29 protein-coding genes and 1 other RNA gene are annotated in these 23,150 nt (G+C 66.4%); 15 read left to right on the top strand and 15 right to left on the bottom strand.

Going from position 1 to position 23,150, the window contains the following annotated elements:
- Window positions 1–101 precede the first annotated feature (101 nt).
- Window positions 102–713 (bottom strand): superoxide dismutase, encoded by a 612-nt coding sequence (locus SOM26_RS07320; protein ID WP_058746086.1) that lies wholly within the window; start codon window positions 711–713, stop codon window positions 102–104.
- Window positions 714–779: 66 nt separating this feature from the next.
- Complete coding sequence (gene pspF / locus SOM26_RS07315; RefSeq protein WP_320452070.1) at window positions 780–1,823, bottom strand: phage shock protein operon transcriptional activator; 1,044 nt, start codon at window positions 1,821–1,823, stop codon at window positions 780–782.
- Between the two features lie 175 nt (window positions 1,824–1,998).
- Between pspF and SOM26_RS07310 the strand changes: the two genes are divergently transcribed.
- From SOM26_RS07310 to SOM26_RS07270, 9 genes are all read left to right on the top strand, one after another.
- On the top strand, window positions 1,999–2,145 hold the full coding sequence (locus SOM26_RS07310; RefSeq protein ID WP_320452069.1) for a hypothetical protein: 147 nt from the start codon (window positions 1,999–2,001) through the stop codon (window positions 2,143–2,145).
- Window positions 2,146–2,176: 31 nt separating this feature from the next.
- Complete coding sequence (gene pspA / locus SOM26_RS07305) at window positions 2,177–2,845, top strand: phage shock protein PspA (RefSeq protein WP_320452068.1); 669 nt, start codon at window positions 2,177–2,179, stop codon at window positions 2,843–2,845.
- A 1-nt stretch (window position 2,846) separates the two neighbouring features.
- Window positions 2,847–3,137, top strand: coding sequence for an envelope stress response membrane protein PspB (pspB, locus tag SOM26_RS07300; protein WP_320452067.1), 291 nt, complete (start codon window positions 2,847–2,849; stop codon window positions 3,135–3,137).
- A gap of 1 nt (window position 3,138) precedes the next feature.
- Window positions 3,139–3,522, top strand: a complete 384-nt coding sequence (gene pspC / locus SOM26_RS07295; RefSeq protein WP_320452066.1) for an envelope stress response membrane protein PspC — start codon at window positions 3,139–3,141, stop codon at window positions 3,520–3,522.
- Window positions 3,523–3,562: 40 nt separating this feature from the next.
- Complete coding sequence (locus SOM26_RS07290; RefSeq protein WP_320452065.1) at window positions 3,563–3,859, top strand: hypothetical protein; 297 nt, start codon at window positions 3,563–3,565, stop codon at window positions 3,857–3,859.
- A 74-nt stretch (window positions 3,860–3,933) separates the two neighbouring features.
- On the top strand, window positions 3,934–4,170 hold the full coding sequence (locus tag SOM26_RS07285) for a hypothetical protein (protein ID WP_320452064.1): 237 nt from the start codon (window positions 3,934–3,936) through the stop codon (window positions 4,168–4,170).
- Window positions 4,171–4,202: 32 nt separating this feature from the next.
- On the top strand, window positions 4,203–4,442 hold the full coding sequence (locus tag SOM26_RS07280; protein WP_320452063.1) for a hypothetical protein: 240 nt from the start codon (window positions 4,203–4,205) through the stop codon (window positions 4,440–4,442).
- A gap of 2 nt (window positions 4,443–4,444) precedes the next feature.
- Complete coding sequence (locus SOM26_RS07275) at window positions 4,445–5,113, top strand: hypothetical protein (protein WP_320452062.1); 669 nt, start codon at window positions 4,445–4,447, stop codon at window positions 5,111–5,113.
- Window positions 5,114–5,165: 52 nt separating this feature from the next.
- On the top strand, window positions 5,166–5,567 hold the full coding sequence (locus SOM26_RS07270) for a SufE family protein (protein ID WP_320452061.1): 402 nt from the start codon (window positions 5,166–5,168) through the stop codon (window positions 5,565–5,567).
- A 221-nt stretch (window positions 5,568–5,788) separates the two neighbouring features.
- Here the strand turns inward: SOM26_RS07270 and SOM26_RS07265 are convergent, their stop codons facing one another.
- Both SOM26_RS07265 and SOM26_RS07260 read right to left on the bottom strand, forming a co-directional pair.
- The gene (locus SOM26_RS07265; protein ID WP_320452060.1) at window positions 5,789–6,082 is read right to left on the bottom strand and encodes a (2Fe-2S) ferredoxin domain-containing protein; all 294 of its coding nucleotides are present in this window, start codon (window positions 6,080–6,082) and stop codon (window positions 5,789–5,791) included.
- Window positions 6,079–6,618, bottom strand: coding sequence for a J domain-containing protein (locus SOM26_RS07260; protein ID WP_320452059.1), 540 nt, complete (start codon window positions 6,616–6,618; stop codon window positions 6,079–6,081). The genes SOM26_RS07265 and SOM26_RS07260 overlap by 4 nt, the downstream gene beginning before the upstream one ends.
- A 184-nt stretch (window positions 6,619–6,802) precedes the next feature.
- Here SOM26_RS07260 and SOM26_RS07255 point away from each other — a divergent pair, with 184 nt between their 5' ends.
- The 3 genes from SOM26_RS07255 (at window position 6,803) to SOM26_RS07245 (ending at window position 10,216) form a co-directional block, all read left to right on the top strand.
- Window positions 6,803–8,383, top strand: coding sequence for a SulP family inorganic anion transporter (locus SOM26_RS07255; RefSeq protein ID WP_320452058.1), 1,581 nt, complete (start codon window positions 6,803–6,805; stop codon window positions 8,381–8,383).
- Window positions 8,380–9,018, top strand: coding sequence for a carbonic anhydrase (locus SOM26_RS07250; RefSeq protein WP_320452057.1), 639 nt, complete (start codon window positions 8,380–8,382; stop codon window positions 9,016–9,018). Before SOM26_RS07255 ends, SOM26_RS07250 begins: the two co-directional genes overlap by 4 nt.
- Before the next feature lie 130 nt (window positions 9,019–9,148).
- Entirely contained in the window at window positions 9,149–10,216 is a 1,068-nt protein-coding gene (locus tag SOM26_RS07245; RefSeq protein WP_320452056.1) for a hypothetical protein, read from the top strand.
- 25 nt (window positions 10,217–10,241) lie between these two features.
- Here SOM26_RS07245 and rnpB read toward each other — a convergent pair.
- The 9 genes from rnpB to SOM26_RS07200 all read right to left on the bottom strand — a co-directional run bounded on the left by rnpB (window position 10,242) and on the right by SOM26_RS07200 (window position 17,887).
- Window positions 10,242–10,625: RNase P RNA component class A (rnpB, locus tag SOM26_RS07240), an RNA gene on the bottom strand.
- An 86-nt stretch (window positions 10,626–10,711) separates the two neighbouring features.
- Window positions 10,712–11,401 (bottom strand): N-acetylmuramoyl-L-alanine amidase, encoded by a 690-nt coding sequence (locus tag SOM26_RS07235; protein ID WP_320452055.1) that lies wholly within the window; start codon window positions 11,399–11,401, stop codon window positions 10,712–10,714.
- Window positions 11,402–11,497: 96 nt separating this feature from the next.
- A complete protein-coding gene (locus SOM26_RS07230; protein ID WP_320452054.1) occupies window positions 11,498–12,418 on the bottom strand; it encodes a CheR family methyltransferase in 921 nt (306 codons plus the stop codon).
- Window positions 12,418–13,506 (bottom strand): chemotaxis protein CheB, encoded by a 1,089-nt coding sequence (locus SOM26_RS07225; RefSeq protein WP_320452053.1) that lies wholly within the window; start codon window positions 13,504–13,506, stop codon window positions 12,418–12,420. The genes SOM26_RS07230 and SOM26_RS07225 overlap by 1 nt, the downstream gene beginning before the upstream one ends.
- 35 nt (window positions 13,507–13,541) lie before the next feature.
- Window positions 13,542–13,907, bottom strand: a complete 366-nt coding sequence (locus SOM26_RS07220) for a response regulator (protein WP_320452052.1) — start codon at window positions 13,905–13,907, stop codon at window positions 13,542–13,544.
- A gap of 88 nt (window positions 13,908–13,995) precedes the next feature.
- Window positions 13,996–14,415, bottom strand: a complete 420-nt coding sequence (locus SOM26_RS07215; RefSeq protein WP_320452051.1) for a chemotaxis protein CheW — start codon at window positions 14,413–14,415, stop codon at window positions 13,996–13,998.
- On the bottom strand, window positions 14,415–16,733 hold the full coding sequence (locus SOM26_RS07210; protein WP_320452050.1) for a chemotaxis protein CheA: 2,319 nt from the start codon (window positions 16,731–16,733) through the stop codon (window positions 14,415–14,417). The genes SOM26_RS07215 and SOM26_RS07210 overlap by 1 nt, the downstream gene beginning before the upstream one ends.
- Window positions 16,734–16,793: 60 nt before the next feature.
- A complete protein-coding gene (locus tag SOM26_RS07205; RefSeq protein ID WP_320452049.1) occupies window positions 16,794–17,438 on the bottom strand; it encodes a histidine phosphotransferase family protein in 645 nt (214 codons plus the stop codon).
- Between the two features lie 23 nt (window positions 17,439–17,461).
- The gene (locus SOM26_RS07200) at window positions 17,462–17,887 is read right to left on the bottom strand and encodes a Mov34/MPN/PAD-1 family protein (protein ID WP_320452048.1); all 426 of its coding nucleotides are present in this window, start codon (window positions 17,885–17,887) and stop codon (window positions 17,462–17,464) included.
- A 17-nt stretch (window positions 17,888–17,904) separates the two neighbouring features.
- Between SOM26_RS07200 and SOM26_RS07195 the strand changes: the two genes are divergently transcribed.
- From SOM26_RS07195 to SOM26_RS07185, 3 genes are all read left to right on the top strand, one after another.
- Window positions 17,905–18,852, top strand: a complete 948-nt coding sequence (locus tag SOM26_RS07195) for an RluA family pseudouridine synthase (RefSeq protein WP_320452047.1) — start codon at window positions 17,905–17,907, stop codon at window positions 18,850–18,852.
- A 68-nt stretch (window positions 18,853–18,920) separates the two neighbouring features.
- Window positions 18,921–19,826 (top strand): RNA polymerase sigma factor RpoH, encoded by a 906-nt coding sequence (gene rpoH / locus SOM26_RS07190; protein ID WP_007404166.1) that lies wholly within the window; start codon window positions 18,921–18,923, stop codon window positions 19,824–19,826.
- Window positions 19,823–21,049, top strand: coding sequence for a flavin monoamine oxidase family protein (locus SOM26_RS07185; protein WP_320452046.1), 1,227 nt, complete (start codon window positions 19,823–19,825; stop codon window positions 21,047–21,049). The genes rpoH and SOM26_RS07185 overlap by 4 nt, the downstream gene beginning before the upstream one ends.
- 8 nt (window positions 21,050–21,057) lie before the next feature.
- On the opposite strand, the gene SOM26_RS07180 is transcribed toward SOM26_RS07185, so the two are convergent.
- Both SOM26_RS07180 and SOM26_RS07175 read right to left on the bottom strand, forming a co-directional pair.
- Complete coding sequence (locus SOM26_RS07180) at window positions 21,058–22,380, bottom strand: M1 family aminopeptidase (RefSeq protein ID WP_320452045.1); 1,323 nt, start codon at window positions 22,378–22,380, stop codon at window positions 21,058–21,060.
- A 10-nt stretch (window positions 22,381–22,390) separates the two neighbouring features.
- Window positions 22,391–23,104: a LuxR C-terminal-related transcriptional regulator gene (locus tag SOM26_RS07175; protein WP_320452044.1), complete on the bottom strand. Its 714-nt coding sequence runs from the start codon at window positions 23,102–23,104 to the stop codon at window positions 22,391–22,393.
- Window positions 23,105–23,150: the final 46 nt, after the last annotated feature.

Raw genomic sequence — 23,150 nt, 5'->3', positions numbered from 1 at the left:
CGGCCTTCGCCGGAGTGGGGCACATTTTTAGAACATAGGAACGAAAAAGGGCGGCCCCGTCAGAGCCGCCCTTTCCTTATCCGAACCGGATAGCCGCGTACTTACGCGACGGCCGCCTCGTACCGGCGACCGGCCTCGTCCCAGTTCACGACATCCCACCAGGCCTTCAGATAGCCCGGACGGTCGTTCATGTAGGTCAGGTAATAGGCGTGCTCCCACACGTCGTTACCCAAGATCGGCGTGCCCTTCTCGGCGACGACGTCCATCAGCGGATTGTCCTGGTTCGGGGTCGAGGTGACCTTCAGCTTGCCCTCGGCATCCGCGATCACCCAGGCCCAGCCCGAGCCGAACTGGCCCGCACCCTTGGTGTTGAACTCGTCCTTCAGCTTGTCGAGGCCACCGAACGCCTCGATCGCCTCGGCCAGCTTGCCCGAGGGCTGGGTCGTGCCGGGCTTGGTCATGATCTTCCAGAAGAAGTCATGGTTCCAGAAACCGCCGCCATTGTTGCGCACGGCGGCCGGGGCCGACGAGATGTTCGCCAGAATGTCCTCGATCGACTTGCCCTGAAGCGACGTGTCGGCCGCAACGGCCTCGTTCAGCTTGTTGGTGTAGGCGGCATGATGCTTGTCATGGTGGAAGGTCATCGTCTCCTTGGAGATGACCGGCTCCAGCGTGTCATAATCATACGGCAGGGGCGGCAGTTCGAAAGCCATGGTGATTGCTCCTTTGGGGTTTGCCTGTGGCAACGCCGGGCGCCTCAAATGGCTCCCCCGACGCGGTTACGCAACCGTTCCGATCAGATCATGGCGACGAAGCGCATGACGCAGCTGGTCATAGGATAATCCCAGCGCCTCGGCGGTGGTCCGCTGGTTGAAGCGGTTCTCGGCCAGCGCCTTGGTCAGCAACTCGCGCTCGAACCGGGCGACGCGCGACTTGAAGTCGGACGGCCCGACGTCACACGCCGCCACCTCGTCCCCGTCACTTGCCGGCTCTGCGGCCGGGGCACTGCCCTGCTCGCTTCGCGCGGCGGCGGGCGATTGTCCCTGCGGGCGATAGGGCGAGCGAAACGGGTCAATCTCGATGGCGTCGACCGGCCCTTCGCGGTCCCAGCGGTAGACCGCGCGCTCGACCACGTTGCGCAACTCACGGACATTGCCGGGCCAGCGATGTTCCATCAAGGCATCGGTCGCCACCGCGCCGAAGCCGGTCCAGCTCTCCCAGCCGATCTCGGCCGCCATGCGCCGTCCGAAATGATTGGCGAGCACCATGATATCGCTCTTGCGCGCCCGCAGCGGCGGCAGCGTCACCACCTCGAAGCACAGCCGGTCGAGGAGATCGGCGCGAAACTGATGCGCGGCGACCTTGTCGGGCAAATGCTCGTTGGTCGCCGCCACGATGCGGACATCGACGCGCAAGGGACGCGACGAGCCGATCCGCGTCACCTCGCCATATTCCACCGCGCGCAGCAGCCGGTCCTGCGCCGCCATCGACAGCGTGCCCAGCTCGTCCAGGAACAGCGTGCCGCCATTGGCCTCCTCGAACCGCCCGACCCGCGCCTTCGTCGCGCCGGTGAACGCGCCCGCCTCATGGCCGAACAGCTCGGCCTCGATCAGCGTTTCGGGAAGTGCGGCGCAGTTCATGATGACGAGCGGCTGGTCCCATCGGCCGCTCAAGCGGTGGAGGCGTTCGGCGACCAGTTCCTTGCCCGTGCCCCGCTCCCCGATGACCAGCACCGGGCGGTCCAGAGCGGCTGCGCGACTGGCGCGTTCCAGCGCATCCAGAAAGGCCCCCGACTGGCCGATGACCTGACTCGCTCGTTCCATTCCCAACAGGTGGCGGATTTTCCCAACGCTTGGCAAGAGTGCAATCGTTAGGGCTACGCAACTATTCCATAAGCAACTGTATTTGCTTTACTTTATGAATTGGCACGCCTCCTGCAATGCTTCTGGCATCCCGCCGATAAGCGGACCGAAACAAGAAAATCAGGGAGTTTCCACCATGTTCGCCACCACCTTCACCCGCCAGATCGCCGCCATCGCCTGCACCGTCGTGATGAGCGCGACCTGCCTGATGGGCGCCCTCGCCCCGGCGCATGTCGCCCCCACACAGGGCATGGTTGCGGCGATCGAAGCCCCGACCGCATAATCCCCGAATAGCCGCCATCAAGGAGTATCCGATGGGCATTTTCTCCCGCACCCGCGACATCGTCGCCGCCAATTTCGCCGACCTGCTGGACAAGGCGGAAGACCCCGCGAAGATGATCCGCATGATCATCCTCGAAATGGAGGAAACGCTTGTCGAGGTGCGCGCCTCTGCCGCCCGCACGATCGCCGACCAGAAGGAAATTCGCCGCCACATCGCCAAGCTGGACCAGCTTCAGGACAGCTGGACCGAAAAGGCCGAGCTGGCGCTGTCGAAGGATCGCGAGGACTTGGCCAAGGCCGCGCTGATCGAACGCCAGAAGGCCGCCGACATGGCCGACCAGTTGAAGGCCGAAGTCCAGGTGCTCGACGATGCGCTGCGCGCGTCGGAAGAGGACATCGCCAAGCTGCAGAACAAGCTGCGCGAGGCGCGGACCAAGCAGAATGCGGTGCAGACCCGTCTGGAAAGCGCCAACAACCGCTATCGCCTGCGCGAGATGTGGAACGGCCCGAAGACGCACGACGCGTTCAGCCGCTTCGACATTCTGGAGCGCAAGGTGGACGAGGCCGAGGGTCGCGCGGAAGCGCTGGGCCTGGGGTCGAACCCGAAGACGCTCGAGGACGAGATCGCCGAACTGCGCGCGTCCGACCGGGTCGATGCCGAACTCGCCGCGCTCAAGGCGCGCCTGAACAAGGGAGAGTGAGATGGACGGCGTCGCTGTACCCTTCATCCTCTTCGGTTCGCTCTTCGTCGCGCTTCCCTGGCTGATCCTGCACTATCTGACCAAGTGGAAGCAGGCTCCGAAGATCACCCATGAGGACGAGCAATTGCTCGACGAGCTCCACCTGCTCGCCCGCCGCCTGGAGGATCGGTTGCACACGATCGAGCGGATCGTCGCCGCCGACAATCCCGACTTCAAGCCCGGCCTTCAGTCCGAATGGCGCCCCGAACCGCGCCTGGGCCAGACCGATTACAGCCTCGATCGGAGGAATTGAGATGACCGCCAGCCGCACCAATTTCTACCTCGACAAGCAGAATGCCAAGTTCAAGGGCGTCTGCTCAGGCATCGCCGACTATACCGGCGTCGATGTGATGTGGGTCCGCGTCGCCGCGGTCCTGCTCACCCTCACCGGGGTCGGCATGCCCTGGGTCCCGCTCGCCTATATGCTGATTGCATGGATGGCAGCGGCCAAGCCGATCGGGCTGTACCAGTCGGACGAGGACGCCAAGTTCTGGCAGGGCGTGCGCAGCAATCCGCGCCGCTCGACCGCCGAGGTCCGCTCGAAGTTCCGCGATCTCGACCGTCGCCTCGCCGATATCGAGCTGCATTACACCAGCCGCAACCGCCAGCTGGCCGACGAGATCGACAGCCTGCGCTGAGAGCGGCCTGCACATCAACTATCCTATGGGAGTATGGATCATGGCTTGGGGAGGACCCGGTTTCGTCCTGGCGATCATCGCAATATCGACGATCGGTTGGGTGATGACCACCTGGATACGGGCCAAACATGGCTACAGCCTGGAAAACGACTGGGGCGGCATGTCCCACAAGGGCGACATGGCCGAGGGTCGCAAGGTCGAACTGCTGACCGCCGAGAACCAGAAACTGGTCGGCCAGGTCTCTCGACTGGAGGAGCGGATCGCGGTGCTGGAGCGCATCGCCACCGACCCTGCCGAGCGGACCGCCCGCGAAATCGACGCGCTGCGCGATCGCTGAGCGGTCCCGGCATTGAATATCAGAAATTTTAGAGGGGAGTTACCGCAATGAATGGCGGACAGTTCATGGTCGTCATGATCGTCGCAATCGTGATGATCGCCAGCATCTTCAAGGCCAAGCACAAGCAGCGCGGCACCTTCGGCCCCGATATGGTCGAGCATCTGCGCAGCGAGGGCAATCGTGACGCCCAGATGCTGCGTGGAGAGATCCAGCAGCTCAAGGAACGGGTCCAGGTCCTGGAACGCGTCATCACCGATCAGCACAAGAGCATCGATCTCGACCGCGAGATCGAGCGCCTGCGCGACCGTTAAGCCACTCTTGATACGGACGGGGAGCCCGGATCATGACCGACACCAATCTCTATATCGTGATCGCGACCGCCGGCCTTGCCGGCCTGGCGATGATCGTCACCGCAGGGCTCGCCGGATGGCGCGGCTGGCTGCAACTGAAGAGCCGCGAAATCGACCGCGCGCATGACATGCCCTACCCGCCCGCCGCCTCGGCCGGGTCGCGGATCGAGATGGCGGACCTGAAGGAGCGCATCCGCAAGCTCGAAGCCATCGCCGCCGGCGTCGACCTCTGATCATGGCGCAGGTCGCTGTCATTCGCCGATGGGCGGCCCGCATCGCCTGTGGCGGCGCGATCCTCGTCGCCGGGGTGGTCCATGTCCCCGCCGCGCTCGCCTTTCCCTATCGCGCCGATTTCGGGAGGACGGCGGTCCTCTCCGAACGGCCCATCGACCGGGCCGCGATGGGCCGGGTGCTGGCCCGCGCCGACGATCTGCTGGCGGCAAGCCCGATCAACCGGTCGGGGCTGTCGCGTCAGCTGGTACTGACCGATGGCGGCTGGCGCTGGGACATGCTGTCGATCGGTGCGCGAAGCTCGATCGCGTTTCGACGCCCCTTCGCCCATGCGCTGATCTTCAACCGCAGTTCGGTCGCAGCCGACCGGGTGACGAACGGCGCGCCGCTGGGCGGCGTGCGTACGCTGTCCGGCACCATCGCGCACGAGATGACCCACTGGCTGGTCGCCGAGCATATCGGCGAATGGGCGGCCCTCCGCCTGCCCCTCTGGAAGCGCGAGGGTTATCCCGACTATGTCGCACAGGAAACCAGCATCCGCCCCGAGGACGAGGCGATGATCCGCAAGCTGGACCCGGATGCGCGCGTGCTGGCCTATTATGAGGGACGTCGCCGGGTGGCGGCGGAACTGGCGCGCAACGGCGGCTCGGTCGACGCGCTGCTCCGCGACTGAACACGCCCTTGCAAGGTTGTCGCGGCCCGCGAACCACGGTAGCGCGGGCGCCATGTCCGATCTTGCCGAACTCCGCGACGAATATGAATTCCTCGACGCCGACGATCGCTACCGCCTGCTGATCGATCTGGGCCGCGCGCTGGAGCCGATGCCCGAGGCGCTGAAGACCGACGCGACCCTGGTGCGGGGATGTTCAGCCTCGGTCTGGGTCTATCCCACCAAGGGGGACGGCACCGGGCTGCACTTTCTGGCGGACTCGAACGCGGCGATCACCAAGGGGATCATCGCGCTCGTGCTGAAGACGGTGCAGGACAAGGCACCCGCGGATATCCTGGCGACGGATATCGAGGGCGAACTGGCGCCGTTCGACCTGAGGAACCAGTTGAGTTCGAACCGGACGCAGGGGATTCCAAACATGATCGCGCTGATCCGGGAGACGGCCGGGCGGTATTGATATTGGGGTGTGGGTTCGGTGAGACACCCTGCCCTCGCCCATCCCCTCCCGCCTGCGGGAGGGGGGTGGCTAGAGGGATCGGAATGGCAATCAACTCTCCGATAGCCTGATGGACAAAGTTAAATGAAGCGGGCCCAATGCTTCAAACAACCGCTCCCCTCCCGCAGGCGGGAGGGGATGGGGGAGGGCTCCGGGGTCTCACCGAGACCAGCCCGGGAAAGTCACCCCCGCCCCAGCCGCGCCGCGATCACCTCGACATCCTCGTCCGGCGTCACGACCAGCCACTCGCCGGGTCGCCGCCCATCGACCAGCGTCACCGCATTCTTCGGACACAGCCCCAGGCACTTGGTTTCGACCACGCCGACGGATGCCTTGCGCCCCTTGCCGAAGATCCGCTTTAGCGCCTTGGCCAGCGGCGTCTTGCCCTTGGGGCCGAAGCCGCCATCGACCTTCTTCGAGCATTTGCCGCAGACAAGGACCGTCGCCTCCCACTCAGACTTGGCGCGGCGGATCATTCGGGCTTCCAGCTGCGGCGTTCCTCGGCGGCGCGCAGCACTTCATAGGCCGCCTGCACCTGCTGGAACCTGGTCGCTGCCTCGGGATCGTTGGGCCGGATGTCGGGGTGATTGGCCTTGGCCAGCCCACGCCAGGTCGCGCGGATCAGGTCGAACTCGGCGTCCGGTTCCAGGCCCAGCGCATCGAGCGCGCGCATCTCGTCGCGCGAACGGGTGCCGTCACCGGGGCCTGCCCAGGCCTGATGCTTCGACTGGGCGTAACCCGCGCTCGTCCGCCGCTCGGACGCCTCGCGCTCTGCGGCGTCCTCCGCGCTCAGGCCCTGAAAATAATCCCAGCCGCGATTATACTCGGCGGCGTGGGTTTCGCAGAAATACCAGCGGTCGGGGCTGTTGGGGGATTTGGGGGCCGGACAGTTGCCCGGCTGGTCACAGCCATGCCGGTCGCATATGCGCACGGGCTTGGCCTCCCGCGACGCGCCATAGCTGCGCCAGCGAGGAAAACCCCAGTCGTTTGATCGAGTAGTAGAACGCGCCACGCGGTCGATTTAGGCGACTTCCCCGCCGGTGCAAGCATGGACGGCACGCTTTGCCCCAGGTTGCCCCAAAATGCCCTTTTGAATCGCTTGACCGCCAATGGTTCCCTCGTTCATGAAATATACGTCATCATATATTCATGTCCATGCCGGGCATATGCGGACATCAGCATCGTCAGGAGCCAGCTTGGCCCAAAATCGTTCCTTCCTGGCCAACGCGCGAGCGGATGTGCCGGCGTCGATCGTTGTGGCGCTCGTTGCGCTGCCGCTATGCCTGGGTGTCGCCGTCGCGTCCGGCGCGCCGCCCTTTGCGGGCATGATCGCTGGGATCGCGGGCGGCCTGGTCGTCGGGTTCCTGTCCAAGTCGCCGCTGTCGGTCGCGGGCCCCGCCGCCGGCCTGACCGTGATCGTGTTCGAGGCGATCGAGCGACTGCCCAGTTTTCAGGTATTCCTGCTGGCGGTCGTACTGGCGGGTATCCTGCAACTCGCCTTCTCGTTCACCCGCGCGGGCGTGCTGGCCGAATTCGTCCCCTCCTCGGTCATCACCGGCATGTTGGCGGCGATCGGCCTGATCCTGATCCTGAAGCAGATCCCCCACGCCATCGGCTATGACGGCGATTTCGAGGGCAGCTTCGAATATGCCAGCCGAGCGGGCGGCAACACCTTCACCGACCTGTGGACCAGCGTCAGCAACGACATCGCCCCCGGCGCGGTCCTGATCGGTGCCGTCTCGCTTGCCTTCCTGTTCTGGTGGGATCACGCCAAGCCCAAGCAGGGGCCGCTGCGCCTGTTGCCCGGCCCCCTGGTCGTCGTCGTGATCGGCGTGGTCGGCAACATGATCCTGGGCGCGATGCGTCCCGACTGGCAACTGGCGGGCGCGCATCTGGTGCGGGTGCCGGTCGCGGGCAGCGCATCGCAATTCATCGGCCAGTTCCAGCTCCCCGATTTCTCGGCGATCGGCCTGGGGGCGGTGTGGACCACGGCGATCACGCTGGCCATCGTCGCCAGCCTGGAATCGCTGCTGAGCGTGAAGGCGGTCGACGAACTCGACCCGCGCCGCCGTACCACCGACAAGAACCGGGAATTGCTGGCGCAGGGCGGCGGCAACATCGTCTCCGGCTTGCTCGGTGGCCTGCCCGTCACCTCCGTGATCGTGCGGTCCTCGGCCAATGTCGATGCGGGTGCGGAGAGCAAGCTGTCGACGATGCTGCACGCCACATGGCTGCTGCTGTCGGTCGCGCTGATCCCGGTCGTGCTGAACCAGATCCCGCTGGCCGCGCTCGCCGCCGTGCTGATCGCCACCGGCTACAAGCTGTGCAAGCCCAAGCTGTTTACCGAGCGCTACAAGCAGGGGTGGAGCCAGTTCATCCCCTTCATCGTCACCATCCTGGCGATCCTGCGCACCGACCTGCTGATCGGCATCGTCGTCGGCCTGGGCGTCGGCTTCGTGTTCGTCGTGGCGCGCAATTTCCGCCCCGCGCTAACCTATGCCGAGGATGACGGCGACTGCCTGATCCGCGCGCGGCGCAACCTGTACTTCATCCACAAGTACGAGTTGCAGAAGTCGCTGGCCAAGGTGCCGGACGGTGCCCATCTGCTGATCGACCTGTCCTCGACCTCCTATGTCGACCTGGACAATGTCGACATCATCAACGCCTTCATCAAGGGCGCCGAATTCCGCGGCATCAGCGTGATCGTGCGCGGCGACATCGCCGAGCGGACCACCCCGCTCATCAATGCCCCATCGACGGGAGTGCGCTACGCATGAGGGAATATAAGCAGCTCCTCCTCGCCAATAAGGCATGGGCGACCGAACTCCTCGAGGAGAAGGCCGACTTCTTCCAGCGCCAGACGGCGGGGCAGAAGCCCGATTTCCTGTGGATCGGCTGTTCCGACAGCCGGGTGACGCCCGAACAGATGACCATGACCCCGCCGGGCGGCATGTTCCTTCACCGCAACATCGCCAACCTGGTCCATGACGACGACCTGAACCTGTTGTCGGTGGTGCAATATGCAGTCGACGTGCTGAAGGTGCGCCACGTCATCCTGTGCGGCCATCATGGCTGCGGCGGCGTGCTCGCGACGCTGGAGGGCGGCACGCAGGGCCCCCTCGACCAGTGGCTGGGCAATGCGCGCGACGTCCTCCATCGCCATCAGGACGAGATCGACATCCAGCCCGACCGCGCCGCCAAGGTGAACCGGCTGGTCGAGGTCAACGTGATGGAACAGCTGCGCCATCTCGCCCGGCTCGACACCATCCAGAAGGCCTTTGCCGAACAGCGCGAGCTGTGGCTGCACGGCTGGGTCTATGACATTCGCGACGGGCATATCAAAACCCTGCTCGAGATCGACGCGAACACCGACCTCGACGCGCTGGCGCGGCCGGACAAGGTTCTCGTCTAAGACCATATGTTTCGTCGTCCGTGCGAAACCAGCGCGAACGTCACGCAGACGCTTCTTACGATAGGATTCGACACGCTTGATCATGCCCCGGTGACCGCTTAGCCTGCCCTGCATCGGTTGGGGGAATGCAATGCGGCACTGGGGTCTGGCGGCGATGGTCGCGCTGACGGCGACGACGGGCGTATCCGCCCGCGATCTGGAAGTTCCGGCGAACAAGGGCTGGATGCATGCCGAGACGAAACTGATCGTCCGGCCGAGCGTGGCAGGCCTGACCCGCACCGCGATCACCGACGCGACGACGAACGAGCATGACGTTGCGATCAAGCTGGAGAGCGCCGACAAGTCGGTCTTCGCCACCCTATTCCTCTTCCACCCCTCGGTCCCCAGCGTGCCGCTATGGTTCGACCGCTCGCGCACCGCGATCGAGGAGCGCAAGAACTTCGACAAGGGCGCGCCCGCCAGCGCAGACCCCATTGCCTTCGCACCACTCGGCACCGGCCCGACAGTGGGCTTGCGCCAGAGCTGGTCGTTGCTGAGCAGCCCCTATCGCAGCACCTCGTTAGCGGTGATGCCAATGGGCGACTGGATGCTGGTGGTACGGCTGACCGCCGAGAAGCTGACTGCCGCCATGCTCGACGGCAAGATGGACGAGATCATCGCCACGCTGAAGCCCGGCATCGCGACCACGGCCGCCTATCCGGGGCCTGCGGTGCCGATCCAGCCTTGCGCGACACAGACCGACTTCGCTCATATGCCCAAGGCCAAATTGGAAAAGCCCGGTGGCGCTGACTTCATGAGCAATCTGCTGATGAGCGCGGTCATGGCCAATCACAAGCCCGATGCCAAGACAGAGATCGAAAAGCCCGCCGCCCATCTGTGTCGCGACGGCGCCGGGGACACGAAATATGGCGTCTATCGTTGGGATGGGCCGGACAGCAACGGCTACACGATGGCGCTTTATGATGCCGGTCGGACGATCAGCGTCTATCCCGGCATCATGAGCCAGATCGAGAAGCGCAAGACGATGTCTTACTCGGTGGTGCTCCGCCATGTCGACGACAGCGCGGACAGCTATCCTTCGTTTGAAGGGCTGCCCCGACCCCAGCAGGTGTTCGACCTGATCGCCAAGGGGGCACCGTCCGCCAAGTCGCAGGGCAACAATGTGTCGATTAATTCCAGCGCGCTGGGCGGGTCCTGATCGGACACCGCCCATGGCGGAAAATTCAGTCAGAGGGCCTGTAAGCCGGGTTCTGTCCACCGGCGCGGGGCCGGATGGGCGACCATTCTTCTAGGACGATGCTTGCACATCGCCTCAAGCAACCAACCCGGATAGCGGGTGGGAACACACCCCGACGCCCGAAGGCGCCATGCCATCCCTATTCGGTCTTGCTCCCGGTGGGGTTTGCCTTGCCGTTCCCGTTACCGGGCCCGCGGTGCGCTTTTACCGCACCCTTTCACCATGACCTGGCCGAAGCCGTGGCCGTCTGCTCTCTGTGGCACTGTCCCTGGGGTCGCCCCCGCCGGGCGTTACCCGGCACCGTTATTCCGCGGAGCCCGGACTTTCCTCGCCCCCGGTTACCCGAGGCCGCGGCCGCCCGGCCCTCTGACTGCGGGCGGCTGTAACGGGAATGCGGCGGAGGGCAAGGGGTTTGTGGCGGGATCGGGCGCGGTGCGCAGGCCCGGGGCCTCCCCGTCAATCGTCCCCCTGCGGACGCGGCAGCAGCAGCGCCAGCAGGATCATTCGACATTCCGCATCGATCTCGCCATCCACCAGTTCGGGGCGGAAGCGCCGCTGGAACGCCATGATGGCGGCCATCCGGTCGGTCACGTCGTAACCGAACCGCTCCAGCGCCAGGCAGAATCCCGCCTCGGTCCACATCGGGTCCATCAGCTTCTTGGTCGGGCGCGGCAAGGCCAAGCGGCGCTTCGCCAGCGAGCCCCAGGGAAAAAGTTCGCCCGGATCGCGCTTGCGGGCGGGCGCGATGTCGGAATGACCGACGATATTGCCGCGCGTAATGCCGTGACGCTTCTGGATATCCGCCATCAGCTGCATCAGCGCGGCGATCTGTTCGTCGGGAAACGGGCGATAGCCCCATTCATGACCGGGATTGACGATCTCGATCCCGATGCTCGCCGAGTTGACGTCCTCGATCGAGCGCCAGTGCGACTTGCCCGCGTGCCAGGCGCGGTTCTCCTCGTCGACCATGCGCAGGATCGTGCCGTCCTCGGCCACCAGATAGTGGCACGACACCTTGGCGTCGGGATCACGCAGCCGCGCGATCGCCGATTCCGCGTCCTGCATCCCCGTATAGTGGAGTACGATCATCGTGATGGGCAGGCTACGCGCGTCGAAATTGGGCGACGGCGTTTCGACGATCGTCATGCAACCTCCTAAGCGACCCGGTTCACGCCCCTGTTAGCGGCATCGTACGCGCAAGGATATGCCCTCCTGCCCCGATCGTGTCGGGCCCGGTGGCGGTCAAAGCCCGCGCCAGGCAAGCTCCGCATCGCATTTTTCGTACACGCCGCGCCCGGTGGCGGCGAGTTGGAACAGGTCGGTCTGGCCGATCACCGTCTCGCCTGCGCCCAGGATCAGCCCGGCCGCCGGGCGCATCGCCCGGGCGATGGTGCGGAAGGCGCGCTTCTTGGGCTCGGGCGCCAGATACAGCATGACGTTGCGGCAGAGCACCAGGTCGAACGGCCCGGCGGGCGTGGGGTCGGATACCAGATTGTGCTGGCGGAACTGGACGTGACGCAGCAATTCGGGTCGCGCCACCCATTCCTGGGGCCCCCGCCCCTCGAACCAGCGGACCAGACAGCGAATGGGCAGGCCGCGCTGTACCTCGAACTGGGTGTAGCAACCGCTGCGCGCCCGTGCGAGTGCGGTTTCGGAGATGTCGGTCGCCACGATCTCGGGCATCGACGTGCCCTTTTGCTCCTGCCGCTCGGCAAAGACCATCGCCAGCGACAGCGGCTCCTGTCCGGTCGAACAGCCGACACTCCATATCCGGGCGCGACGGCCGCTGCGCTCGATCTCGGCGATACGCTCGACGATATGGTCGAAGACATGCGGGTCGCGGAAGAAGGACGACTCCCCGTTCAGGAGCGCGTCGATCACCCGGCCGGGCAGTTGCGGATCGCGGCCGTCGAGCACTGCGCCCACCAACTGGTCGAGCGTATCCAGCCCCCGCTCACGCATCAGCGGCATGAGGACGGTATCCACCCGCGTCGAGCGGTGGCTGGCGATCTGCTGCCCCGTCCGCGCCTCCAGCAGCGCGGCCAGAACGGTCAGCGCCGCGCTGGGCATCATGGCCGATTGGGTGATGTTCGGCGGCGGAACGGGCGTGACCATCCCGGTGCGCAGGCCGCCGGACATGGGCCAGGGCGACGGCGCGGCCATCAGGCGGTCGCCCCCATGGCGATCATCATGCCGATCTCTTCGGGCGGCAGGACCAGGTCGGCCAGGCCACGCGACACCACGGCACCGGGCATGCCCCAGACGACCGCGCTTTCCCGATTCTGGGCGATGATCCGTCCACCGGCCTGCTTCAGCATCGTCGCTCCTTCCAATCCGTCGCGCCCCATGCCGGTCAGCACGATGCCCCAGGCGCCCGTCCCCCAAAGCGTCGCCATCGACGCGAACATCGGATCGACCGAGGGCAGGCATCCGCTGCGTGCCCGATCCCGCTTCAGCCGGATCGCCGTGCCGCCATCGCTCAGCCTAACGAAGGTCATGTGCGCATCCCCCGGCGCGATCACGATCCGGCCCGGCCGCACCCGCATCAGGTCTTCGGCAACCTCGCAGGGCCGGTTCGCGCCCTTGGCCAGTTGCGCGGCGAAATAGGGCATGAAGGTCGCGGGAAGGTGCTGGGTCACCACGATCGGCACGGTGATATTGGCGGGAATCCGCTCCAGCAGCTTGGCAAGGGCGTGGATGCCGCCGGTCGACGCTCCGATCCCGATGATCTTGGGCAGGGTATGGCCGACCGGTCGCCGGATGCCGGCGGCGATCGGTATCGGCCGCTCATCGCACGAAGCCAGCGCGTCGAGCTTCTGGAGCAGCGCGTCGCCGAACTCGGCCAGCCCCTGCGGCTTCGGCTTGACCAGCGTATCGGCGGCGCCGTGCGCCAGCGCCTGGACCGCCGCCGCCCCGCCGGCCGGGGTCGATCCCGACACGATGATGATCCGCGCGCCCTGCCCCACCGCCTGCAGGCGGGGCAGCGCGGTGATGCCGTCCATGCCCGGCATGGCGACGTCGAGCAGGATGATGTCGACCGCCTGCTCGGCCAGGAACTGCAAGGCGGCATCGACATGCGCCACCGCTCCGGCGATGGCGAACCGGTCGTGCGGCTCGATCTGCCGCGCGATCAGCGCGCGCGCGACGGCGGAGTCGTCGACGATCAGGATACGCGTCGGCGCCAGTGTGCGCGGCTCCGCCAGCGCCGACGAATCGCGGGGGGCCAGATCGTGGGGGAAGGGAAACGCCATGGCGGCGCGACCGGAAGGGATCGGGCCCGCGTCGCTCAGATCATGCCGACGAGCTGGAGCTTGCTTTCCAGCGTGTCGCGATCGAACGGCTTCATGATATATTCGTCGGCCCCCGCATCGATCGCGGCACGGATATGCGCCATGCCGTTCTCGGTGGTGCAGAACACGATGCGCGGGCGCGGCGTCACATCGGCCTCGCGCAGCGCCCGCAGGAAGTCCATGCCGCTCATCACCGGCATGTTCCAGTCGAGCAGGATGACGTCGGGCACCGATTCCAGACATGCCTCCAGCGCCTCGCGACCGTCCCCGGCCTCGCGAACCTGAAGGTCCAGCGTTTCCAGGATGTGGCGCGCGACCTTTCGGATCACCTTGGAGTCATCGACGACGAGACAGGTCTTCATTCGGCACGCCCTATATTTTCGCGATCCTGCGGGACCTGCCCATGGAATAGCGTGCGAAGGTAACGTCCGGGTTAATCGGTCAGGCGGCCTACGGCGTCGCGTTCGGCACCAGCCGGGTCAGGTCGAGGACGAGCAACGGCTCGCCGTCGCGCACCACCATGCCGTTCGCGGCCCGCGACCAGCGTCCCTGGGTCGGGGGAATATGCGGCATCGGGCTGGTCTCGAACATCTCGATATCTTCCAGCGCATCGACCAGCATCGCATAATAATGGCCGTCCTGCCGCGAGATGACGGCGCGGCGGACATGCGGCGGCATGGGCCCCAGCCCAAGCGCCAGACGCGTGTCGACCACGGTGACGACCCGGCTGCGCAGGGCGGTCAGGCCACGCACGGAAGGCTCGGCGCGTGGCACGGCGACGATCTCGCCGATGTCGACGACCGAATCGACCTGGTCGGCGTCGAACACCACGCCCTGCCCCGCGATACTGGCGATCAGGAACAGGGGCATCAGTGGCCTCCCCGGCGGACATGGCCCGCCAGCGCCGCGATCAGCGCGGGGCGGTCGTAACGATAGATGCTGTCGGCAGCCGCAGGACCGTCGCGGTCGCGGCGCAGGCGGACCACCGGCGCGCCCGGCAGAGCGCTGGTCACGGCGTCCTCCTCCATCAGCAGGCGGACGGCAGGCACTTCGTCACCACTCGCCTGCACGGCGCAGCGATACCCATGCGCCTCCAGCACCGGGCGCAGGAAGCGGTCCATCCAGGCCGCTCCCGCCCCCTCGAGCAGGCAAAGCGGCGTCCCCGCCCGGCCATCCCGATCCATATCCTGGAACAGCGCCAGCGGATCGAGGATTTCGATCGCCTCCCCCTGCCAGACGGTCACGCCCAGCACGGTGCCCCCCGCCGACGCGGCGATCTCGGCAGGAAGCTGGATGATCTCCAGCGCCCCGGCCATCGCATAGGCGCATTCGGCCTCGCCATCGGTCAGGCGGATCACCTCGATCTCGCTGGCCGTCAGCGCCGCGTCGAGTGCATGGCGGTCGACATGGTGGAGCGGCACGGTCGCGTCGCCGACGACCAGCCGGACCTGCCCGCCCGAACGGTGGACGGCCGTGCTCGCCACCTTTTCGACCCGGTCGATCACGGCCAGCGGCATGGTGCGACGGACGCCGTCGATATCCTCGAACAGCAGGGCGGGGTTCGTCGCCTCCTCCACCGTTTCGGCTATGTCGGCGATCACCTCGCGGTGGAAACGTAGCCCTGCGGCCTGTGCCAGCCCCGCCCCGTCGAGCAGCAGCATCGGCAGGCCGCTATCGGGCAGCGTCTGCCCGGCATAGAGGCCGCTCGCCATGATGGCCGGGGCGGCGGGCTTGACCACCACCTCCTCGGTGTCGAGCACGTCGTCCACGCCCAGCGCATAGTCGCCGTCGCGGGTGGACACGATCACCAGATTGAGGGGATCGCGCTCCCCCACGCCCAGGAACGGGCCGAGCGGCAGCATCGGCAGGCGACGCCCGCGCACCGTCGCGACACGGATATCGCCCACGGGGTCGATCCGCACCTGATCGCCGCGAATCTTGACGATCTCCTCGATCGCCTGGCGGGCAATGGCGAAACGCTGGTCGCCCACCGCGACCACGATCGTCGACATGATCGACAGGGTCAGCGGCACCTGGATGGTGATGGCCAGCCCCTTGCCCGGGCGGTTGTCGAGCGCGACGCGGCCGCCGACATGCTCGATATTGGCGCGCACCACATCCATGCCGACGCCGCGCCCCGAAAGCGTCGACACGTTGTCGCGGCTCGACAGGCCCGGTTCGAACACCAGTTTCAGCTTTTCGGCCGGGCTCATCACCGCGACCTCGGCGGCGGTGCGGACGTCGGTCGCCACCGCCTTGGCGGCGACGCGCGCGACGTCGATCCCGGCGCCGTCATCCTCGACCTCGATCAGGATCTGGTTGCCCGACTGGCGCGCGGTCACATGGATCTGCCCGGTCGGCGGCTTGCCCGCGCTGCGGCGTGCGGCAGGGCTTTCGATGCCATGGTCGATGGCGTTGCGGATGATATGGACCAGCGGGTCGCGCATCAGCTCGATCATCTCGCGGTCCAGGTCGACGTCGGACCCGTCGATCTTCAACGTCACCGCCTTGCCCAGTTCGGCGGCGGTGTCGCGCACCAGGCGGGGCAGCGCGGAGAACAGCCCCTCCACCTTCTGCATTCGGGTGCGTGTCACCGTATCGCGCATATCGGCCACGGTCAGCGACAGCCGGTCCAGCGCCGCCTCCACCCGCGGGTCGAGCACGTCGTCGCGCAGACGCCGGGCGAGTTCGTTGCGGGCGAGCACCATGTCCGACATGCCGCTCATCATCCGGTCGAGCAGGTCGACGTTCAGGCGGATGCTGCGCGGCGCGGCGCGCATGGTGGGGGCCTCGCGCACCGGCGGCGCAGCGGCCATCCCGGTGCCGCGCGACACCGCCGCGATCAGCGCGTCGTCGTCGGAGTCGTCCTCGGGCGTTCCGGCATCGATCGCCTCGACGATCGCGCCGATCCGGTCGACGATCGCCAGCACGGCATCGACCAGCGCGGTGTCGGGCATCCGCTGTCCATCACGCACGGCGGCCAGCGCATCCTCGGCGGCATGGCTGAGCCGGGCCAGGCGCGGCAGGTCGAGAAAGCCGCAACTGCCCTTGACGGTGTGGACGAAGCGAAAGATCGCATCCAGCCGCGCCCGATCGGTGGGGCTTGCTTCCCATGCGACGATCTCGCCGGACAGCGCCTCCAGCGTCTCACGGGTCTCGGCAATGAATTCCGGCAGCAGGTCGTCCATAAATCCCCGAGGGAGCGCCCCATTCCGCTCCCTCATGCCGCCACAAGATTAAAAGGGGGTTTACCCCGCGCGGATGGCGGCACCCAGGATCATGGTATTGGGGGTCGGCTCTGTGACCAGCGTCATGCCGCCATGCTCGGTGGTCAGCGTATGGACCAGGAAGGCAGGCGCGGTGCGCGAGGCCAGCGGCTCGGCCCCCTGGCCTTCCATCAGGGTGCGGCGGATTTCGGGGTCGAGCAGGATGCGAGGCCCCTCGATCCGGATCGCGATCTCGATCGCCTCGCGCCCCGCCTCCGCACCGATATCGATCGTCCCACCGCGCGCCAGCGCCTCGGTCGCGATCAGCGCCAGGTTCATGAGGATGCGCACCGCAGGCTTGGGCAGCGCCGGAGACTCGACCAGCCAGCCCAGCGTCGTGCGGCGATTGTCGACCAGCAAGCCCTCGATCGCCGCCTTGGCCTCAGCCATGTCGACCCGATCGGCAAAGCCGCCGCCCGAGCCGAAGGCCAGGCGGAAGAATTTCAGCTTGTTGGCCGAGGCGCGGGCACTGTCGGCCAGCAACTCCATGCACCGCTCGCGCATCGCGGGATCGGTTTCGTCGGCCAGCAGCTCCAGCCCGTTATTGAGCGCCCCCACCGGCGACAGAAGATCGTGGCACAGTCGCGAACAGAGAAGGCTCGCGAAATCCACCGGGCTGACGTTCATGAAAAATCCCTCGACGAATTGTGTCACTGTGACGCAGGCGCCATCCCTGCGCAAGCAAGCGCAAGGCGATCGAACCGGCCATGACGCTCACCTGCCGCCACCGCGCGCCAGGCAGTGACCGCAGCGCCGCCCGCGATCAACCAGATACTGCCATCGGGCGCCGCATCTGCCGCATCGCGCGGCGAAGGCTCGGCAAGTCCCGTGGGATGCGAGTGATAATGGCCGACCACCCCCGGTCCGCCCGCGCGCGCCGCCCGGTGCGCGGCGATCAGCGCGGCGGGATCGATCTCGAACCGGTGGCCGGGTTCGACCGCGACATTGGCGCACGCGACCGCCGCGACGATATGGTCCCCCTCGCCCAGCAACAGGCCGCACACTTCGAAATCGGGTGAGGCGGCGGCGCTTTTGCGGATGAAGTCCAGCGCATCGCTTGAAATCGTTACGGCCATGCCCAATTTACTAGGTCATGGACCGGGGGGTTTCCATCCTTGATGCGCGGATCGCGCCCACAGCGGACGGCTGGCGGTTGGACCGCGCGCTGGCCGATGCGGTGCCGACTTTGTCGCGCGAACGGCTGAAGGTGTTGATCGCCAGCGGCGCGGTGACGCGCGACGGCGTGATGGCGCGCGATCCCGCGAAGCGGGCGGCGGCGGGCGACCTGTTCCAGGTCGCCGTGCCGGCCCCGATCCCGGCGCATAACGAGCCGCAGGATATTCCGCTCGTCATCGCGTATGAGGACGAGCATCTGATCGTGCTCGACAAGCCGGCCGGGCTGGTCGTGCATCCCGCCGCGGGCAATTTCGACGGAACGCTGGTCAACGCATTGCTCCATCACTGCGGCGGATCGCTGTCGGGCATCGGCGGCGTGGCGCGTCCCGGCATCGTCCACCGGATCGACAAGGATACGTCGGGCCTGATGGTCGCGGCCAAGACCGACCGCACGCATGAGGGGCTGGCCAAGCAGTTCGCAGCCCATTCGATCGACCGCCGCTACCGCGCGATCACCGGCGGCATTCCCCGCCCGGCCGACGGCACCGTCGATGCGCCGCTCGCGCGCAGCCCGCAGAACCGCAAGAAGGTGGCGATCGTGCAGGGCGGCAAGCGGGCGGTCACGCACTATCGCACCATCGAGAAGCTGAACAACGCCGCGCTGGTCGAATGCCGTCTGGAAACCGGGCGTACGCATCAGGTGCGGGTGCACATGCAATCGCTGGGCCACGCCTTGCTGGGCGACCCGGTCTATGGTAGAACAAAGGGTGCTCAAAAAGCCCTGCTCGATGAACTCGATTTCCGGCGCCAGGCCCTGCACGCGGCGCATCTGGGCTTTATTCATCCCATAAGCGGTAACGCTTTGGCGTTTGAGAGCCCGATGCCGCCCGATATGCAGGAACTGTTCAGTCGGCTTCACGTATAGCAGAAGACCGCCTTGCCCCGGACGACGAGGCGAAACGGATTGACGCTCCAGAAAGGGAGATAAGGATCATGGCAAAAGGCAGCAACGTCCCGGCGACGATTCCTGCACTGGGCGGGGAGCAGTCGCTCAACCGCTATCTGGCCGAGATCAAGAAATTCCCGATCCTTGCCCCGGAGCAGGAATATATGCTCGCCAAGCGCTTCCAGGAGCATGGCGATCCGGAGGCGGCGGCGCAGCTCGTCACCTCGCACCTGCGTCTCGTGGCAAAGATCGCGATGGGTTATCGCGGCTATGGCCTGCCCACCTCCGAGCTGATCTCGGAGGGCAATATCGGCCTGATGCAGGGTGTTAAGAAGTTCGAGCCCGATCGGGGCTTCCGCCTGGCCACCTATGCCATGTGGTGGATCCGCGCCTCGATCCAGGAATATATCCTGCGCTCGTGGAGCCTGGTGAAGATGGGCACCACCGCGGCGCAGAAGAAGCTGTTCTTCAACCTGCGCCGGATGAAGTCGAAGCTCGACGCGTTCGAGGATGGCGACCTGCGGCCCGAGGACGTGACCAAGATCGCCACCGATCTGGGCGTCAACGAGGACGAGGTCATCAGCATGAACCGCCGCATGGCGATGGGGGGCGATACCTCGCTCAACGTCTCGATGCGCGAGGATGGCGAGGGCCAGTGGCAGGACTGGCTGGCCGATGACGCGCCGCTCCAGGACTCGGTCGTCGCCGAGCAGCAGGAGGCGGATGTCCGCCACGACATGCTGGTCAGCGCGATGGACGACCTGAACGACCGCGAGAAGCACATCCTGACCGAACGTCGCCTGACCGACGATCCCAAGACGCTCGAAGAGCTAAGCCAGGTCTATGGCGTCAGCCGCGAGCGCGTCCGCCAGATCGAGGTGCGCGCGTTCGAGAAGCTGCAAAAGGCGATGATGCGCATCGCCGGTGAAAAGCGGCTTCTGGCGGCTGCGTGAGGTCCAGCGGCCGCACCGTCGTCATCGGCGGCGGCGCGGCCGGGATTGCCGCCGCACGCACCCTGCATGATGCGGGTCGCGAAGTCCTGCTGATCGAGGCGGCGGACCGGCTAGGCGGCCGGGCGTGCAGCGTGACATTGCCGACCGGGCATGTGGTCGATCATGGTTGCGGCTGGCTCCATTCGGCCAAGCGGAACCCCTGGACGGCCATTGCCGAGCGGGCGGGTTTCACCGTCGACCGCCGCTCACCCAACTGGCAGGTCCAGTGGAACGACCTGGGTTTTCCTTCCGAAGAAAAACGCGCCTCGGGCGAGGCCTATGCCCGGTTTGAGGAAGCGGCGATGGCCGCGCTCGACGGGCCGGATCGTCCGCTATCCGATTTCGTGGACCGAGACGATCCCTGGACGCCGATGATCGACGCGATCTCGGGCTATGCCAATGGTGCGTCGCTGGCCGAGGTGTCGCTGCAAGACTGGGCGGCCTATGAGAATGCCGCGACCGACGAAAATTGGGCGGTGGTCGAGGGCTATGGCACCGTGGTCAGCCACCACGCCGCCGGGCTGGCCATTCGTACCGGCGTTACGGCGATGCGCGTCAACCATGGCGGCCGGACGGTCCGTATCGAGACCTCGCACGGCACGATCGAGGCCGATCACGTCATCATCGCCGTGCCGACGACCGTGCTGGCGGGAGAAAAGCTGACCTTCGACCCGCCGCTCCCCGACAAGCACGCCGCCGCCGCCGCACTGCCGCTGGGGATCGCGGACAAGGTCTTCCTGTCGGTCGAAGGGGCCCTGCCCTGGCCCGCCCACGCGCATCTGACCGGCAATCCGCATTCCGCCTGCACCGCCAGCCATCGCCTGTCGCCCTTTGGCTGGCCGATCGTCGAGAGCTTCTTCGGCGGTCCCTGCGCCGAGATGCTGGAGGAAGACGGCGCGGCGGCGGCGTTCGCCATCGACGAACTGGTGGCGCTGCTGGGCAGCGACTGGCGGAGCCGCTTCACCCCGCTGGACGCGACGCGCTGGCGCCATGTCCCGCTGATCGGCGGCAGCTACAGCCATGCAAAAATCGGCCATGCCGGGGCACGCGGGACGCTGGCCGAGTCGGTCGACGACCGCCTGTTCTTCGCGGGCGAGGCGTGTTCGCGCGAGGATTTCTCGACCGCACATGGTGCGTTTGAAACCGGCGTAAAGGCGGCCAACTCCATTCTCGCTCGACGCTGAACCGACCCTCACCCTTCCCCGTACACCCAAGCACCAAACAGCGCGCCCAGATTGCGACCGCTTGCCGCCTCCATCGCCCGCTGTAAGTCCACGCTCGTCACGACGCCACCCGCGTGGGTCCGGGTATAGCTGCGCAACCCCGCCCAGAATGCCCGTTCGCCCAGCGTCCGGCGCAGTTCCGCCATGAACAGCGCACCCTTGCTATACTGGATCGCCCGCCGGGTCCCCAGATTGGGATAGCGGCCACCCCAGGCCAGTGGCTTGTCGAACCCCTTTGCCCGCGCTGCCGCCAGACGCCGCTCGGCGACCGCCAATTCGGCGGCATAGGCTGCCTGGCCGTAGCGATGCTCCTTCCACGCCGCCGTCATGAAGGTCGTGATCCCCTCGTTCAGCCAAAAGTCGCGCAGGGTCGCGCACGTCACCAGATTGCCCCACCATTGGTGCGCAAGTTCATGAACGATCGCCCAGTCCTTGTCGGGATCGCCCGGTGTAGCGGGAACCGCCTCCAGCCCGAGCACCGAATAGGTCGCCGCCTCCTGCGCCTCGCTCCCGCCCACCAGCAACTGGCTATAGGTCTTGACCGGCAGGGGAACGCCCGCCTTGCCCGCCAGAAATGCGACCATGCGCGGTGTATCGGCAAAACGCCCTGCGGCATCGATCGGCTGGTCGGTCAAATAGGCGAGTTGCGCCCGTCCCACCCGCTCGCGACGTTCGACAAAGGGGCCGACCGCAAAGCCGAACAGATAGGCCGAATAGGGTCGCGGTGCCCGCCAGCGATGGATTTCGCTATTGTCCGGGCCTGCGCGCCTGCCGATCCGCGATCCGATCGACAGGGTTGTCAGCCCCGCCGGAACGCGCAGATCCAACGCGAAATCGGCCTTGTCCCCAAAGGCATTCTGCGCACAGACCATCCAGTCGCAGGCGAAATAGCTCGTATAGAGCGTCGTCGCGGTCCCCTCGAACCCCCGCGCCGGGCGACCATGATAGGTCAGCGACAACCTGACCATCCGCCCCCTGCCCAAGGGCTTGGCGAGGTCGAAGACGAGCGCGTCGCCCTCCGTACGGCTGACGACCGCCTGACCGTCCACCGTCGCCCGGTCGATGCTCAACGTATTGCCGGAAAAGCGAAGACGGCTCAGCCCCTCCTTCGTCGATCGCAAAATAATGTCTTCACGCCCCGCCACCGTCTTCGCAGCGATGTCGGGGGTCAGCGCCAGTTCGTAACGCAGAACGTCGAACCCCGCCCCCGGCTCGTCCGCCGCATGAACCGGCAGGGGCGCCAGCATCATGGTCAGGCCGAGGATCATGATCCGTCCATGCTGGCGCCCCATCGGCAGACCCTTACTTCGCGCGGAACAGCAATTGATGGGGCGTGGCCGATACCCCGTTGCGGTCGGTGAAATTGCGATACTCGCCGCTGTTGAACCACACCTCATAGGCGTGCCCCGCCTCGACCCGACAGCGGAGCGAAAAGCTGCGCCCGTCCTGGGACTGGACGGGCGCGGCACCGCCGCAATCGGGATAGCTGTCGCCGGACGCCTGTACGAAGGAATAGCTGCCCGGCCGCATCGGCCAGTCGAAGGTGACGGTCAGGACCAGTGGTCCGGCGGGCACCACGGCCCCGGCCGCCGGGCTGGTCGAGACGACATGCGGCGGGACTGGAGCAGGTCCACCGCCTCCGACATGTACCGCGGCCAGGATCGCTATCGTCGTCATCGCGGAAATCATCATGGGCACTCCCCATGGGCCCAGGATACGGGGGCCGTCCGCCGCCCCGTGGCGGGGCTGTCCCGCCGCCTGGTCCGCCGCCGCCTCGGCAAACACCCCGGATTTTGCAGGCCCAGAAAAATTGGGCCCCGGATTTTCCATGAAAAGTCGTGCCGCGCCCCGGCTGCTGCTCGCACCCGTCTTGCGCCGCGCCTCGCGCAGCCGCTCGTTGACCGTATGGACCGACAGGCCCAGTTCGACCGCCGCGCTCTTCACGTCATGGCCACAGGCCAGCAGGCGCAGGACGGCCGCATCCTTTTCGGTCAGGTCGAACGGCATATCGGACATGACGCCATCCTGCCCCAGCAGCGGCGCACAAAAAAGGCCCCGACTT

The organism is Sphingomonas sp. CFBP8993, assembly GCF_034044895.1.
Taxonomy (GTDB): Bacteria; Pseudomonadota; Alphaproteobacteria; order Sphingomonadales; family Sphingomonadaceae; genus Sphingomonas.
Note: the sequence above shows the minus strand (reverse complement) of the source record. Positions and strands in the feature narration are given on the sequence as shown.